This window comes from Streptomyces apocyni (assembly GCF_009739465.1).
Taxonomy (GTDB): Bacteria; Actinomycetota; Actinomycetes; order Streptomycetales; family Streptomycetaceae; genus Streptomyces; species Streptomyces apocyni.
On sequence record NZ_WHOM01000033.1, the window covers coordinates 54,934 to 69,884 of the forward strand.

General features: G+C 71.6%; 15 protein-coding genes. 5 read left to right on the forward strand and 10 right to left on the reverse strand.

The genetic code is table 11. From position 1 onward, the window contains the following. Positions 1-162: 162 nt before the first annotated feature. Positions 163-1,791: an amidohydrolase gene (locus GCN81_RS00780; protein ID WP_156721431.1), complete on the reverse strand. Its 1,629-nt coding sequence runs from the start codon at positions 1,789-1,791 to the stop codon at positions 163-165. A 544-nt stretch (positions 1,792-2,335) separates the two neighbouring features. Next, a complete protein-coding gene (locus tag GCN81_RS00785) occupies positions 2,336-2,776 on the reverse strand; it encodes an Lrp/AsnC family transcriptional regulator (protein ID WP_156721432.1) in 441 nt (146 codons plus the stop codon). A gap of 223 nt (positions 2,777-2,999) precedes the next feature. Here GCN81_RS00785 and GCN81_RS00790 point away from each other — a divergent pair, with 223 nt between their 5' ends. Next, complete coding sequence (locus tag GCN81_RS00790; RefSeq protein WP_156721433.1) at positions 3,000-3,473, forward strand: uroporphyrinogen-III synthase; 474 nt, start codon at positions 3,000-3,002, stop codon at positions 3,471-3,473. Positions 3,474-3,543: 70 nt separating this feature from the next. On the opposite strand, the gene GCN81_RS00795 is transcribed toward GCN81_RS00790, so the two are convergent. After that, a complete protein-coding gene (locus GCN81_RS00795) occupies positions 3,544-4,638 on the reverse strand; it encodes a phosphotransferase family protein (RefSeq protein WP_156721434.1) in 1,095 nt (364 codons plus the stop codon). A 105-nt stretch (positions 4,639-4,743) separates the two neighbouring features. After that, positions 4,744-5,862, reverse strand: coding sequence for a hypothetical protein (locus tag GCN81_RS00800; RefSeq protein WP_156721435.1), 1,119 nt, complete (start codon positions 5,860-5,862; stop codon positions 4,744-4,746). Between the two features lie 272 nt (positions 5,863-6,134). Between GCN81_RS00800 and GCN81_RS00805 the strand changes: the two genes are divergently transcribed. Then, on the forward strand, positions 6,135-6,383 hold the full coding sequence (locus GCN81_RS00805) for a hypothetical protein (RefSeq protein ID WP_156721436.1): 249 nt from the start codon (positions 6,135-6,137) through the stop codon (positions 6,381-6,383). Between the two features lie 12 nt (positions 6,384-6,395). On the opposite strand, the gene GCN81_RS00810 is transcribed toward GCN81_RS00805, so the two are convergent. Further along, positions 6,396-7,568: an acyl-CoA dehydrogenase family protein gene (locus GCN81_RS00810; RefSeq protein ID WP_156721437.1), complete on the reverse strand. Its 1,173-nt coding sequence runs from the start codon at positions 7,566-7,568 to the stop codon at positions 6,396-6,398. 317 nt (positions 7,569-7,885) lie between these two features. Between GCN81_RS00810 and GCN81_RS00815 the strand changes: the two genes are divergently transcribed. After that, positions 7,886-8,065, forward strand: coding sequence for a hypothetical protein (locus tag GCN81_RS00815; RefSeq protein ID WP_156721438.1), 180 nt, complete (start codon positions 7,886-7,888; stop codon positions 8,063-8,065). A gap of 32 nt (positions 8,066-8,097) precedes the next feature. Here GCN81_RS00815 and GCN81_RS00820 read toward each other — a convergent pair whose 3' ends face one another. Then, complete coding sequence (locus GCN81_RS00820) at positions 8,098-9,477, reverse strand: peptidase C39 family protein (protein ID WP_156721439.1); 1,380 nt, start codon at positions 9,475-9,477, stop codon at positions 8,098-8,100. A gap of 261 nt (positions 9,478-9,738) precedes the next feature. On the opposite strand from GCN81_RS00820, the gene GCN81_RS00825 reads away from it, so the two are divergent. Together GCN81_RS00825 and GCN81_RS00830 are read left to right on the forward strand one after the other, a co-directional pair. Then, the gene (locus GCN81_RS00825; RefSeq protein WP_156721440.1) at positions 9,739-10,338 is read left to right on the forward strand and encodes a uridine kinase family protein; all 600 of its coding nucleotides are present in this window, start codon (positions 9,739-9,741) and stop codon (positions 10,336-10,338) included. 455 nt (positions 10,339-10,793) lie between these two features. Beyond that, positions 10,794-12,692 (forward strand): AAA family ATPase, encoded by a 1,899-nt coding sequence (locus GCN81_RS00830; RefSeq protein WP_156721734.1) that lies wholly within the window; start codon positions 10,794-10,796, stop codon positions 12,690-12,692. Between the two features lie 44 nt (positions 12,693-12,736). Here the strand turns inward: GCN81_RS00830 and GCN81_RS00835 are convergent, their stop codons facing one another. Genes GCN81_RS00835 through ribH form a run of 4 tightly spaced genes read right to left on the reverse strand, consistent with a single transcriptional unit; the run spans position 12,737 to position 14,893 of the window. Continuing rightward, positions 12,737-13,183 (reverse strand): PH domain-containing protein, encoded by a 447-nt coding sequence (locus GCN81_RS00835; protein WP_156721441.1) that lies wholly within the window; start codon positions 13,181-13,183, stop codon positions 12,737-12,739. A gap of 17 nt (positions 13,184-13,200) precedes the next feature. Continuing rightward, on the reverse strand, positions 13,201-14,049 hold the full coding sequence (hisG, locus tag GCN81_RS00840) for an ATP phosphoribosyltransferase (RefSeq protein ID WP_156721442.1): 849 nt from the start codon (positions 14,047-14,049) through the stop codon (positions 13,201-13,203). Between the two features lie 50 nt (positions 14,050-14,099). Then, positions 14,100-14,372, reverse strand: a complete 273-nt coding sequence (locus tag GCN81_RS00845) for a phosphoribosyl-ATP diphosphatase (RefSeq protein WP_156721443.1) — start codon at positions 14,370-14,372, stop codon at positions 14,100-14,102. A 35-nt stretch (positions 14,373-14,407) separates the two neighbouring features. After that, positions 14,408-14,893: a 6,7-dimethyl-8-ribityllumazine synthase gene (ribH, locus tag GCN81_RS00850; protein ID WP_156721444.1), complete on the reverse strand. Its 486-nt coding sequence runs from the start codon at positions 14,891-14,893 to the stop codon at positions 14,408-14,410. Between the last annotated feature and the right edge of the window lie 58 nt (positions 14,894-14,951).

The window sequence follows — 14,951 nt, forward strand, 5'->3', positions numbered from 1 at the left end:
CCCGGCAGAACCTACCCGGCCTGGTCTGCCGTCTGTCAATAGCCTTTTGACCTGCGGCGCTTCCATGAACAGCCAGGTCAGCGCCGAGGATGCGCAGGTCGCACGACAGGCCGGAAACATCCATCAGCCGTACCTCGCCGGGCGAGGATCACTCGTTAGGCCCTACGAAGCATCAGGCGCCGCGAAGACCGTCTCGCCGAGCACCACGGTCCGCAGGCAGACAGGCAGCTCGGCGTCCGGTGAGAGATCGGGCAGCCCCGGGGTTCCGGAGCGCGGGTCGGTCGACCAGCGGGCGACCCGGTCGTCCGGCGCCTGCACCACGAGGTCGCTGGTGCGCCACACCGCGTAGTCCGCGGGCGCGCCCGGCACCAGCACCCCGGCGTCGTCCCGGCCGATGGCCCGCCAGCCGCCCCGGGTGTGCGCCGTGAACGCGGCCCGTACCGAGATCCGGTGCTCCGGGGTGCGATGGAAGGCGGCGGCCCGCACCGTGCCCCACGGGTCGAGCGGGGTGACCGGAGCGTCCGACCCGAACGCCAGCGGCACACCGGAACGCAGCAGCGCGGCGTACGGATTGAGGGTCAGTGCGCGCGCGGCACCGAGCCGCTCGGCGTACATCCCGTCCGGGCCGCCCCACAGCGCGTCGAAGGCGGGCTGTACGGACGCGGTGAGGCCGAGCTCGGCGAAGCCCGCGAGGGTCGCCGGGGTGAGCATCTCGGCGTGCTCCACGCGGTGCCGGGCCGCGCGGACCCGGTCCAGACCGACCTTCTCGGCGGCGGCGCGCACTCCGTCGACGACGGCGGTCACGGCCGCGTCGCCGATGGCGTGGAAGCCCGCCTGTAGTCCCGCCTCGGTGCAGGCCGCCACATGGGCGGCCACGGCGTCGGCGTCCAGGTAGGCGGTACCGGTGTGGCCCGCGTCGGCGTACGGCTCGTGCAGGCAGGCGGTGTGGGAGCCGAGGGCGCCGTCGACGAAGAGGTCACCGGCGGCGCCGACCGCGCCGAGGGCGCGGATGCGGTCGGCGTCAGCGGGACCGGTGACCTGTTCGGCCCAGTAGCCGAAGACTCGCGGTCCCGGCTCGTTCGCCGCGAGTTCCAGCAGCCCGGTGAGGTCGTCCTCGCTGGAGATGTCCGGGCCCGCGCACTCGTGCAGCGCGCCGATGCCGAGCGACGCCGCGCTGCGCCGCGCGGCGCGCTGGGCCTCGGCGCGCTGCGCACCGGTGATGGCGCCGAGAGCGGCGGCCCGCACCGCGTGGTGGGCGCCCTTGGTGAGCGGTCCTTCGGCCTCGTATCCGGGGCGCCCGGTGATGCCCGGCACCAGCTCGAGCAGGGCCGTCGTGACCACCGCCGAGTGCGCGTCGATACGGGTCAGGTACAGCGGCCGGCCGCCAGTCGCCTCGTCCAGCTCGGCGCGGGACGGGGGCCGCCGCCCCGGCCAGCGGGCGGCGTCCCAGCCGTGCCCGATGAGCACCCGCTCTCCGGGCCTGGCCGCGGCGTGCGCCCGTACGAGACCGAGCGCCTCCTCAAGGGTGCGCGCGCCGGAGAGGTCGAGGCCGGTGAGAGCCAGGCCGGTCGCCGTGGTGTGCACATGGGCGTCGGTGAACGCCGGGGTGACCAGCGCCCCCTCCAGGTCGACCACCTCCTCGACACCCTCAGCGAAGGCGTCGGCCGCGCCTTCGGAGCCGACCCAGGCGATATGCCCGCGTTCGACCACCATCGCGGTGGCGAAGGGGTCGGCGGGGCTGTGGATGTCTCCGCCGCGCAGCAGCACGGTGCGGTTGGCGCTCTCGGTCATGGGCACCAGTCTCGCGCCTGCGCCTGGTCGGTCCGACCAGGGGGTCGGTGTTCATCCCCCCGGCCGCCCCACCCGCCGCCCCACCGGTCGTCAGGTACGCGGCCACGGCGTCGGGCGCCACCACCTGGTACAGGTGGCCACCGGGCAGCAGTGTCACCGGCCAGTCACGCGCGCGTGCCTCCGCGGCCACCTCACGCTCGTCGAACCAGGTGGTCCACGGGGGCAACATCCCGTCGTCGTCGGCCCGTTCCCGCAGCCACCGAAGCTGCCCGGGCGGGACGCCCCCGCCCGGCAGCGGGGCGTCGGCGAAGACCACGCGAAGCACCCACTCCCCCAGCCCCTCCGGTCTCCGGCTTCTCCGGCTCATCCACGAGCGCCGGTACGAACAACGCGGCGTTGCTGTGGACGACGAGCGTCGCGGGGCCGGGCAGCGACGGCACTTGCGCGATGTGCCCCGCCGCGGTCAGCTCCGTGGCGACCGGCTGCCAGGTGGCCGGGCCGACCACCGGGCTGTGCACCAGCAGGAACGACCGCGACTCCACGGTCAGACCCGTGGCGGCCGGGCCTCGTACGGCGTGGAGAGGACCACCGTCGTACGGGTGGAGACACCGGCCAGGGCGCGCAGCCGCGCCAGCAGCTCTTCCAGTTCCAGCGGGGTGCCGACCCGGACCTTGAGGATGTAGTTCTCCTCGCCCGCCACGCTGTGGCAGGCCTCGATCTCGGGGACGCCCGCCAGGCGTTCCGCGATGTCGTCGGGGGCGCTGGGGTCGAAGGGTTTCACCGAGATAAAGGCGGTCAACGGCAGCCCCACCGCTTCGGGGTCGACCTCCGCCGCATAGCCGCGGATGACGCCGCGCTGCTCAAGACGGCGCACCCGCTGGTGCACCGCTGACGTGGACAGGCCCGTGGCCTTGCCCAGGTCGGTGTAGCTCATCCGCCCGTCCTTGACGAGCAGCTGCACGATCTGCCGGTCCAGCTCCTCCATGACGCAAGAACCTACAGTGCCGTGATCCCCATTGATACCTGGGTGACAACTCGGCGATACCTGGACGACCTCCGGCGCGCATCCGCCGGTGGCATGTGACGAACGCCACAGCCCTGAGGGCGTGTCCACCGGCACGGCGGGATTACTCAGGGGACCGGGCGGGCAATGCTTGCTGTGGTCGAGGCCGCAGCGCCTTGTCGGCCCACCCGAGGGGGAGAAACCCATGCAGAATCCCAAGCGCTCCAACCACGGCGCTCACCAACGGCAGAAGCACGTCGCCGAGCCCTCTCCGGAGGGCGTCGAACCCGGCGTCGCCATCGACTCCGGCACCGGCTTCGCCGCCGAATCCACCGACGGCGGCGACGCGTTCGACGCGTACGACACCTTCGAGATGTACCGGGTGACCTGCCCGGACTGCACGCAGCCGATCGCGCTCCTCGCGGATGAGGACGTGCTGCCCGAGCACGCCAAGTGCCCCACTCCGTGGAACCCGTTCGGGCTCACGGTCTGCGAGGGCACCGGTCGCGCAGCCGCCGACGCCCGCCCGGCGGACGAGGTGACGGAGCCCCAGGAGCAGGACACAGCACTGCTCCTGACGCTTCCTCAGGGTCTCGACTGGCGGAAGCAGCCCTTCTCGCATGTGGGCGGTCCGGGCTCGCGTCCGCTCAAGGCGGCGCAGTTTCACCACGCGGCCTGACAGCGGCCTGACGCCGGTCTGATACCGGTCGGGTGGTCGCACACACCACTCATGCGAGTGGGCGCCCCGGTCAACTCCAGTAGTCGCCCCGCACCATGGCAGCCAGTGAGGCGTGGTGCAGGATCAACCGGTCCGGGTCGTCGGGTATCGCGGCCTCACCGAAGTGCACCTGCCGGTAGGCCACGCGCAGCATGATGACGGCCTGCCGCAGCGCCGCGTAGAGCGTGTAGAAGTCCATGTCGCGCGGTGTGTGGCCGGTGAGCCGCGCGTAGTGTTCCTCGATCCGGTCCCGGCGCAGGAAGTCCGGGAGACCCGGCTGCCCGAAGCTGACGGTCAGGTCCTGGAAGAACCGGTGCAGGTAGACGGTCCAGCCGAGGTCGACCTCGCGCGGGGCGAGTGCCGCCATCTCCCAGTCCAGTACGGCCGCCGGGGCGAAGCCGTCGTAGATGATGTTGCCGATCCGGGCGTCGCCCCAGCTGAGCACCGGATCGCCCTCGTCACTCGGCCAGAGTTCGGCCAGCCGCGCGAAGCCGCTCTCGATGAGCGGCGAGCTGGGCAGTCCGTCCACCACCCAGGCGTAGTAGGCACGTTGGGCCTCGACGTGACGGCGCAGCGGGCTGCCGTCGCCCGGCAGGGCGAGGAACCGCGCCTGGTCGACCGGGAACTGGTCGTGCAGGGCGGCGATGACCCGTACGGTGCCCGCTTCGAGTGCGGCACGCTCGGCGTCACTCGCGGCGTGCAGCCAGTTTCCCTCGTACGTGTAGGGCATCACGTCGGGCGGTACGCGCCCCTCGACCCGCTCCATCACGAAGAAGGGCGCCCCGAGCGGCCCGGAGTCCTCCTCCAGCCAGCGCACTTCGGGCACCGGGAGGTCGGTGTGCTCGGCGACCAGGCGCATGGTGCGGTACTGCCGTGGCAGGTCGTATACGGGGAAGATGGTGTACGCGGCCGGGTCGGCGGCCAGCCGCAGGGCACAGGCTCGCAGCGGTGGGTCGGGGTGCGCGATGTCGAAGAGCAGGGTCTCGCTGGACATGCCGTTGGATTCGGGGACGCGAACTCCGGTGGCCTTGGCGCCGGGCAGCCGCGTGGCCAGCCAGGCGCTGAGGCGGCGGGTGAGTTCTTCGGGGTCGCGGGTGCTGGTGCGCGGGCGGGGGGCTGTCGCCATCGCCGTACTCCTCTCCAAAGATCTTCGAGGGCTCGAGGGAGGTGAGGGGGTGGGGTAGGGGTGCGGTGGGTGTGGGAGCTCGGGAGGTTCAGAGGCCTACGGCACTCAGGGCGCGACCGAGTCGAAGCCGGTGAAGCCACTGGGGTCGTGCCGCCCGAAGCTGCCGTGCTCGAAGATGCCGTAGCCGATCCGCCCGTCGAGGGTGAAGCGCGCGGCGTGGTCGGTCACGCCGTACCCGGCCAGCGGGTGGGCGCCCGGGTCGGACAGGTCGTAAGCGCGCCGGTCGGTCCAGCCGCGGCCCTGCCAGGTGCCGTGCTGCCAGTCGTCGGCGGGCGGGTATCCGGCGCCGAGCGCGAGGGGTGAGGAGGTGAGGACCTCGACGCCGAGTTCGAGGGGCTTTCGGGCCGGGTCGGTGAGGTGGATGACGGCCCGCTCGGGGTGGCGGGTGCCGGAGCGGTAGCTGATGTCGGTGTGCGGCCAGCCGAGCTGGACGTCGCGGAACCCGCCCCGCACCAGGAGGGCCTCGTTCAGCGTCCGGTGGCCGTCCGCGTCCTCCTGCGCGATCACCATCACAAAGCGGTCGTCGAAGCGCACGGGGGCCCAGATCCAGTGGAAGCCCTCCGTCCGGTGCTCCTCGGCACCGCGTCCGCCCTCCTCGCCAGGGATCGGGCGCACCCCCCAGCTCCGGTCCCGGGTGCCGGTCCACTCCCCCGGCGCGAGCGTGATGTCCTCGCCCCCGGCCCGGATGACCCCCTGGACTCCGCCCGCCTGGACATAGCGGCGGCCCTCCAGGGTCAGCCGGTCGCCGCGCCGCTGGATGTGGTGGGGTTCCCAAACCGCGGGGAAGTCGGCGTTCCAGGTCAGGTCGTACGACAGCGAGTCGGGCCCGTCCGGGTCGCAGCGCAGCCGCAGTCGCTTCAGCGGCTCCTCGACCGTGATGCTCAGCGGCCCGACGCTCAGGTTCATCCGGTCGTCGCCCAGGGCGTCCGAAGCCCGTACGGCGTGCAGGGTCTCGCCGGTCCGCAGCGTGGCGTAGGCGTCGATCACCCCGGTGTTGGGGTAGACCCCGAGTCCGAGGATCAGCAGGAACCGGCCCTCGTGGTCGAGGACATGGAAGATACAGCGGTCGTAGGCGTTACGGTCCCCGGTCGCGACGTGCTTCATCGACAGCGGGACCTGATGGACGGGGTACTCGTCGAGCGGGACGGGGCGGTCGTCGGCCACGGTAAGCCTCCCTGGACGCGGCAGTAGGCGTCGCACGGAGGGGGTGCGGCCCCCCCGGCGGCGGATTTGACGGTACGTCAGATCCGGTACGGGGGGCCATACTCGTGTCACCAGGTCCGGTTCACCGCGGGCCCGGACGCGTCAGCGGGTGGCTGTACGGGGCCACCAGGCCGCGCACGCTGGACCTCGCGAGCACGTACGGGCCGCCACCCGAACCGACTCCCGAATCCGCCCGGCGGTGACCCGGGCGCCATTCGTGGCGTTTGCCTGACATGACCACTGTGTACGAACCGGTCGGCCGACGCCGTCGCACGCTCTACGTCCCCGCTCCCACCTATGCAGAATCGGTTCAGCACCCCGGCCCCTACACCGAGGTCCGGCCCTCCGACCCGCCGATCTACCGGGATCTGCTGCACCACTGGGCGAGCCAGGGCAGAACCCTGCCCGGGCGCCGCGACCCCGAGTGGGCCAGGCTCACGGCGCCCGTGGTGCGGCCCGGGCAGTTCAGAGCCGGGCTGTGAACCCGCGCCCGCTCAGCGCGACTCGGGACCCGCGAGGTGACGGGCGATGACCATGCGCTGGATCTGATTGGTGCCCTCGACGATCTGCAGCACCTTCGCCTCGCGCATCAGACGCTCTACGGGGAAGTCCGCGGTGTAGCCGTAGCCGCCGAGTACCTGTACGGCGTCGGTGGTCACCCGCATCGCGGCGTCGGTGCAGAACAGCTTGGCCATCGCGGCCTGCCGGGAGAAGGGCCGCCCGGCGTCCCGCAGCCGCGCCGCGGCGAGATACAGCGCCCGGCCCGCCTCGATCTGCGTGGCCATGTCGGCGAGCATGAAGCGCAGCCCCTGGAAGTCGGCGATCGGGCGGCCGAACTGCTTGCGCTCGGTGGCGTACGAGAGGGCCTCGTCCAGCGCGGCCTGGGCCACCCCGATCGCGCAGGCGGCGATGCCCAGGCGCCCCGAGTCGAGCGCGGACAGGGCGATCGCGAAACCCTGCCCCTCGTCGCCGATGCGCCGGGCGTCGGGGACGCGTACCCCGTCGAAGTGAAGCTGGGCGGTGGGCGAGCCCTTCATGCCCATCTTGCGCTCTGGCGCGGCGGCGCTCAGACCCTCGGCGTCACCCGGCACCAGGAAGGCCGTGATGCCGCGGGCGCCCTCGCCGCCGGTGCGGGCCAGCACGGTGTAGAAGTCGGCCAGGCCGCCGTGGGTGATCCAGGCCTTGGTGCCCGTGATGACCCAGTCCCCGCCATCCCGTACGGCCTTCGTCCGCAGCGAGGCGGCATCAGAGCCCGACGAGGGCTCGGACAGGCAGTACGCGCCGAGCAGTCCGCCGCCGAGCATCGCCGGGAGGTGGTCCGTACGCTGCTCCTTGGTGCCGTATCCGGCGAGCGCGTGGCAGGCGAGCGAGTGGACGCTGACGCCGAGGCCGACCGTCAGGCGGGCGGCCGCGAGCTCTTCGAGTACCTGGAGGTAGACCTCGTACGGCTGGTCGCCGCCGCCGTACTCGGAGTCGTAGGGCAGACCCAGCAGACCGGACTCCGACAGGAGGGTGAAGACCTCGCGCGGGAAGTGTCCGGCGTCCTCCTCCTCGGCCGCCCGGGGGGCGATCTCCCGCTGGACGAGTTCACGCACCAGCGCGAACAGGTCCCGGGCCTCTTCGGTGGGCAGTTGACGTTCCACCGGCTGTACGGCGCGGTCTGTCATGGCGGCGCTCTCCTCCGTGTCGGGCGCTGCGGCGGGCACGCGAAGGGTGTGGCGGCGCCGCCTGGATCTCAGGCTCTCCCCCAGTCGATGCCGCCTCTTCCGGGTCTCGGACCAGGCTGACCAGCGACTGTGGCGGGTTGAGTATGCCCGATCAGAGGCCGCACGTCACCAGGTTCACGACCGTTCACTTCACTTCTCACAGTACCGCGCGGCCGCGGTGCGTACGCGGCGGTCGCCTCGGCGCAGCTTTCCGGTCATCCGCGCTTGGAGTGACGAACTAGTAGCGGATTGTCAGACCCTGCCCCTAGGCTCTCCTCATGCCCCCGAACGCTGAGTGGAGCGGGTCCGTGCGGTCCGCTGCCGTGGTCAACGAGCAGATACGCGCCTTATGGGAGCGCGCCCAAGGGCGCCTCACCGTGGAGCAGCGGCGTGAGTACGAGCTCCTGGTCACCGAGTGGGCCATGGCGCGGCGCACCGAGGTCGTCGAGGCGGCCTAGGCCGTGTCGAGGCGGCCTAGGCCTGGCAGGCCCTAGACGACGCGGAGCCGGCGCAGTACCCGGCGCTGAGCCGGTGTGGGCCTCGCGGGGAAGTAGAGGTAGCACACTCCCCCGGTGCCCCCTCTGACGTTGCCGTCGGCGTCGTACCTCTTGGTCCGCAGCCAGATGTTCTCCCACTCACGACGCCGGTAGACGCGGCGCACGGCTTCGTTGGTCGGCGAGTTGGGGTCGTTGGCGATCACATCGCCGGACTCGGTGAAGCCGATCACCGTCATCAGGTGGCCCGCCGTGCCGTAACCGGCGCCGGTGAGCTCCGAGGCGAGGAAGGACTGTGAGGTGATCGCCGGGATGCCCGCCCCGATGAGGGTCTCCAGGTCGGTGAGCGAGGCCAGCCGGGTGACGACGCCCCGCAGGTCCTTGTACGTCGCCGCGTAGGCCGCGTTGAAGGGCCAGTTGCCGCAGCCCCCGTACTCGTAGTCGTAGGTGTAGCGGGCCGCGTGGCAGACCTGCGGGTCGGCGAAGTCCGGGTTTACCCAGGCCAGGTCTTCGGGGGTGGGCTTGCGGCCCCAGTACTCGATGATCATCTGTGATGAGGTGGGGCTGCACCAGGCCTCACCACCGTTGTCGTACTCGGGATACTGGCCGATATGCGTCTCCTGCGAGTAGCGGGGCACGATCAGCTCCCGCGCGACACAGGGCCTGGACGCGGGCACCGTGAAGCGGTCCGGGATGTCCGAGCCCATCGCGCCCAGCCGCCAGACGGTGGGGGTGGCGGTGCTGCCGGGCTTGCGCAGCAGGGTCAGTCTCAGCTGGTACGAGACCAGCCGCAGGCCGGAGTCGGTGTCGTTGATGGCGAGGACGTCGGTCCAGACGGAGCTCTTGCCGTCGCGCTGCCCGTTGAGGGAGGTGCGGCGGATGTCGATGCCGTCGGCGTCGCCCGACGCCCAGCGGCCCATCACGTACCAGGGGGTCTGGGTGCCGTCGGTGTACTCGCCCCGCAGCTCCACCTCCAGCCAGGTGCCGGCCGGGGTGCTGGCGTTCCAGGAGGGGATGACCTCGCTTGAGCGGACCGAGAGCCGGTGCACCGGTGCGGTCCAGGTGGCGTACTCCCAGGTGGCGCTGGTGCCGGTGTGCGGGTCGGTGTAGTCGCGGCGGCCCACGGGTTCGGCGATGACCAGTCCTGGCCGGATTCCGGGGACCGGGGCGGTGCCGCGCGCGGTGCCGCCACGCCAGTCGCGGTAGGAGGTCCAGAAGCGGTTGTCGATCAGTCGCTCGGGTGCCGTCGGCGCGGGTGCGGCGGCCGCCGCCCCGCCCGGCGAGGCGGCGGCGGAGGTTGTGACACCGGTGGCGGCCGCTGCCAGGGCGGCGGCCAGCACGGTTCGGCGCGTGGTGGGGCGGGACGGTCGGACCATGAGGAGGGACCCCCAGTCGAAGACGGGTTCGTATGGGGCGCGGGCATGGCCCCATCCAGCCGGGCGACCAGCCCGTGGGCGGCAGGTGCACGACAGTGGAACAACTATCCCCGGTCTCGGCGGACTTCTGCCAGCATCGCGGCCCGCGCGGTCGGCACCAATCCGCGCCAATCCGCGCCAATCCGCGCCAAACCGCGCCCATCCGTGGCTCTGTCCCGGCGGACGGCTTCGCGCGGCGCGGCGGCCGTAGGGTGGAGGGTGATGAACGGCCTCACTCCACTCCCCCACATCGCCGCTGACCTGCGCGGACTGCCGCCCTCCTGCGGCCCGGTGCGACTGGTCGCGGTGGACGGACACGCGGGGTCCGGCAAATCGACGTTCGCCGAACGGCTCGCCGAGGCGCTGGGCGGCGCCCCGGTGCTGCACCTGGACGACTTCGCGACCCACGAGGAGCTGTTCGCGTGGACGGACCGGCTGCGGCGGCAGGTGCTGACGCCGTTCTCCCAGGGGCGAGCGGCCCGCTGCGCCCCGTACGACTGGCGGCTGCGCCGCTTCGGTCCCGCGCGCACCGTACGGCCCGCGCCGGTCGTGCTCCTGGAAGGCGTGGGGGCCGGGCGGCGGGTGCTGCGCGGTGAGCTGGCACGGCTGTACTGGATGGACCTGGAGCGGACGGACGCCTGGCGGCGCGGGCGCCAGCGGGACGGCACCGGGCAGCGGGCGTTCTGGGACGGATGGGAGCCCGCCGAGCGGCGGCATTTCTCCGAAGACCCCTCACGCCCCTTCGCCGACGCCTTGGTGCGGCAGTGTCCACAGGGGTATGTGGTGCTGCCGAAGGGTCCTGAGGCGTCAGCCGACGCTTGAGCCGTCACCCAGCGTGAGGGCCCATCGGAAGGGCGCTGAGCTGCCGGAATCCGCGCCCACGACTCCTCCAACTCTGCTTGACCCCGGGGCCATACAGGTCTTACGTTCTCAATGTGCGGCTTTTCGTAGCCGCCCGCGGATGCGAAGCCCCCGGTTGTTCCCCCGTGATCGGGGGCTTCGTTCTGCCCTTTGTCCGTTATCGGACCACTCCCGAGGCACCCGTCGTTCACCCTCGGTCACCGTCCAGGGGTCAACCCTCTGGCTCCTCGCGTCCGGCGCTCTTCGGCCGACGGTGGACTCGCGGGTACGATGCCTCTCGGTGCGACCTCCTGGGACGGTGGAGTCGACACCTGGTCAACTCCCGTCCCCGGTACGAAGGTTCGGTGGCACGGAGCACGCCGCCGACGGGCACCCGCCCGACGGCGCAGCGCGGGGGCACGGTTTGTGGGGGCGTGATGGACTTCGACGCGGTGGGCTCGTCGACCCCGGCCGACCTCGCCTGGCTGCGCGGAGTGGACGCCTACACCATGGGCGCCTACCCGCAGGCCGAGGAGGAGTTCCGGACCGCGGTACGGCTTGACCCCGGCATGGCGGACGCCTGGCTCGGACTGCACGCGCTGCGGGTCGACACCACGACGGCGCTGCTGCGGATGTTCCGCCACCAGGGCCGCTTCGGCGAGCAGCGCGCCCGGCACCGCCGCACCCTCAACTCCTGGTACTGGCTGGGCTGGTGGGTGCAGCCGGTGCTCGAGTCGACCCGTGACCTGTTACTCGCGCACGCCTCGCACTGGCTCGACGGCCGCCATGTGCCGGAGCTCGACCAGGCGCTGGCCGGGCTGCCACCGGTCGACGCCGACCGTCAGGTGCGGTTTCTGCACGCCTGCCGCTGCTATCTGGTCAAGGACTGGGACCAGCTCGTACGCCATACCGACCCGCTGCTCGACGATGGCGTACTCGGCATCGAGGCGGGTCTGTTCGGCGGCATGGCCCGGGTGCGCCTGGAGATGTACGGACAGGCGGAGCCGCTCCTGTCCACCGCGCTGATGCGCTGCCGCAGTGAGCAGCCGCAGCGCAAGGAGTTGCGCTACTGGCTGGCCAGGGCGCACGAGGGCACCGGCCGCAGCGCGGCCGCGCTGCCGCTGTACCGGGCGGTGCACCGGATCGACCCCAGCTTCATGGACACCGCGGCACGGCTCGCGGCGATCGCGGACTACGACGGGTTCGACGACCTGGACGGGACCGGCGCCGACGCCGCCGGTCTCGCCTCGGTGGCCCTGGCGGGCGTCGGCCAGGACAGCGCGGACCTCCAGGAGAGCACCGACGCCGCACTCAGCGCCGAGGGGCGCGAGATGAAGCTGGGCATGGACCCCGACGCGGGCGGTACGGGAACGGCGCCGACGCCGCCGGATGACGTACGGGAGAAGACGGTCGCCCCCGCCCAGCCGCGCCCCGCGCATCTCCCGCCCGGGCCCGCCGACCCCGCACTCCTGCAGCAGGCGCTCGCCGAGCTGGAGCGCATGGTCGGACTCGAACCAGTAAAGCGTCAGGTCAAGGCGCTCTCGGCCCAGCTGCGGATGGCACGCCTGCGGGCCGGGCAGGGGCTGCCCGTGCAGCCGCCGAAACGGCACTTCGTCTTCTCCGGCCCCTCAGGCACCGGCAAGACGACGGTGGCCCGCATCCTGGGCCGCGTCTTCTACGCACTCGGTCTCCTCGGCGGCGACCATCTGGTGGAGGCCCAACGCGCCGATCTCGTCGGCGAGTTCCTCGGCCAGACCGCCGTCAAGGCCAATGAGCTGATCGACTCGGCGATCGGGGGCGTGCTGTTCGTGGACGAGGCGTACGCGCTGTCCAACTCCGGCTACAGCAAGGGCGACGCGTACGGCGACGAGGCCCTGCAGGTCCTCCTCAAGCGCGCGGAGGACAACCGCGACCACTTGGTGGTGATCCTGGCGGGCTACCCGGAGGGCATGGACCGGCTGCTCACCACCAACCCCGGCCTTGGCTCCCGCTTCACCAGCCGGGTGGACTTCCCCTCGTACCGTCCGCTGGAGCTGACCTCGATCGGCGAGGTGCTGGCCGCCGAGAACGGCGATGTGTGGGACGAGGAGTCCCTGGAGGAGCTGCGCGCGATCAGCGGGCATGTCGTGGATCAGGGCTGGATCGACGAGCTGGGCAACGGCCGTTTTCTGCGCACCCTGTACGAGAAGAGCTGTGCCTACCGCGACCTGCGGCTCTCCGGCTTCACCAGCACTCCGACCCGCGACGACCTGGCGACCTTGCGGCTACCGGACCTGATGCAGGCGTACGGCGAGGTGCTCTCGGGCCGCGGCCCGGAGGACCCTCCGGGTCCCTGACCGGCGCCAAGACGTGTCTGGGCAGGCTCTACGCCAGCCCGCTCTCAGGCTTCGGGGCCGGTGCCGTGCCGCTGGCTGAGCGCGCGCAAGGCTCCGGCGTCGCTGATGGCGCGCTGCTTGGCGATGCCTGGCTGGATGCCCAGGGCCGGGAGGCTGGTGCCGTCGCTGAGGTCGAGGAACACCCAGGGGTCGCCGGGCCGGAGGTTGACCTGGAGGATCTCCTCCCAGGCCAGGCGCCGCGTGTTGGTGAGGTTGACGACCGTGACGCCGGACTCGTCCGCGACGACCTTGGGCCTGCTGAGCAGGATCAGCACGCCGAAGAGCAGGGCGCCGATGAAGACGAAACTGGCCCGCTCGCCCCCGCTGAGGCGCTCCAGGAGCAGCGCGATCGCGGTGATCACCACGAACATCGCGGCCCCGACCGTCAGCAGGACGACCCGGGTCCGGGTCGGCCTGAAGACGACGGGCAGGGTGGGGAGTCGCTCGGACATCGACATACTTCCGTGGTTCAGAGTCGGCAGGCGTGGATGGCCGTGGTCAGGATGGCCCGTGCCCCGATGTGGTACAGGTCGTCCATGATCCGCTGGGCCTCCTTGGCCGGGACCATGGCACGGACGGCGACCCAGCCCTCGTTGTGCAGCGGGGAGATCGTCGGCGATTCGAGGCCGGGGGTGAGGGCGACGGCCTGCTCCAGGTGCTCGGCGCGGCAGTCGTAGTCCATCATCACGTAGGTACGGGCCACCAGGACGCCCTGGAGGCGGCGCAGGAACTGCTGCACCTGCCGGTCGCCGCCGTCCGCGCCCGTACGGCGGATGACGACCGCCTCGGACTTCATGATCGGCTCGCCGAAGACCTCCAGGCCCGCGTTGCGCAGGCTGGTGCCGGTCTCCACGACATCGGCGATGACCTGGGCGACGCCCAGCTCGATCGCGGTCTCGACGGCGCCGTCGAGGTGGACGACGGAGGCGTCGACGCCCTGCTCGGCCAGGTGTCCGGCGACGATTCCCTCGTACGAGGTGGCGACCGTGGTCCCGCCGAGGTCTCCGACGCTCTTGGCCGTGCCCGGCTTCGCGGCGAAGCGGAAGGTGGAGCGGGCGAAGCCGAGCGGCAGGATCTCCTCGGCGTCGGCGCCCGAGTCGATCAGCAGGTCGCGTCCGGTGATGCCGATGTCCAGCTTGCCGGAGGAGACGTAGATCGCGATGTCGCGCGGACGGAGGTAGAAGAACTCGACCTCGTTGTCCGGATCGACCAGGACGAGCTCCTTGGACTCCTTGCGCTGCTGGTAGCCGGCCTCATGCAGCATCTCCGACGCAGGCCCTGACAGTGAACCCTTGTTGGGGACGGCGATGCGCAGCATGAGGTCGGCTTCCTTTGCTCGGTGTTCGTACGGGGCGGGGTCTTGGCGGATCAGAGGTGGGCGTAGACGTCGTCGAGGGAGATGCCACGGGCGACCATCATCACCTGTACGTGGTACAGGAGTTGCGAGATCTCCTCGGCGGCGGCGTCCTTGCCCTCGTACTCGGCGGCCATCCAGACCTCGGCGGCCTCCTCGACGACCTTCTTGCCGATGGCATGGACGCCCTTGCCCACCAGCTCGGCGGTACGGGAGGTGGCGGGGTCGCCGTTGGCGGCCTTGTGCTGGAGCTCGGTGAAGAGCTCCTCGAAAGTCTTCTGGGACATGGTGGTGCTCACTCTACGCGGCCCGGGCGCCCCGATCAGCGCCAGGGCTCGGAGACGGACCGCAGGGTGGCCGCGGTGGCGACGGCGGCGGTGACCGCTTCGTGGCCCTTGTCCTCGTTGGAGCCCTCCAGGCCCGCCCGGTCCAGGGCCTGCTCGTCGGTGTCGCAGGTCAGCACGCCGAAGCCGATGGGGACGCCGGTGTCGACCGAGACCTGGGTGAGGCCCTGGGTGACGCCCTGACACACGTACTCGAAGTGCGGTGTGCCGCCCCGGATGACGACGCCGAGCGCGACGACGGCGTCGTAGCCGCGGTCGGCGAGTACTTTGGCCACCACGGGCAGCTCGAAGCTGCCGGGGACCCGGAGCAGGGTCGGCTCGTCGATGCCCAGCTCGTGCAGGGCCCGCAGGGCGCCGTTGACCAGGCCGTCCATGACCTTCTCGTGCCACTGCGCCGCTACCACCGCGACCCGCAGGTCGCCGCAGTTCTTCACGCTCAGTTCGGGTGCGCCCTTGCCGCTCACGTCTCTCCTCGGTGCTGTGTGCTGGTGCGATGTGCTGGTTACTCGGTATGCAAAGTGC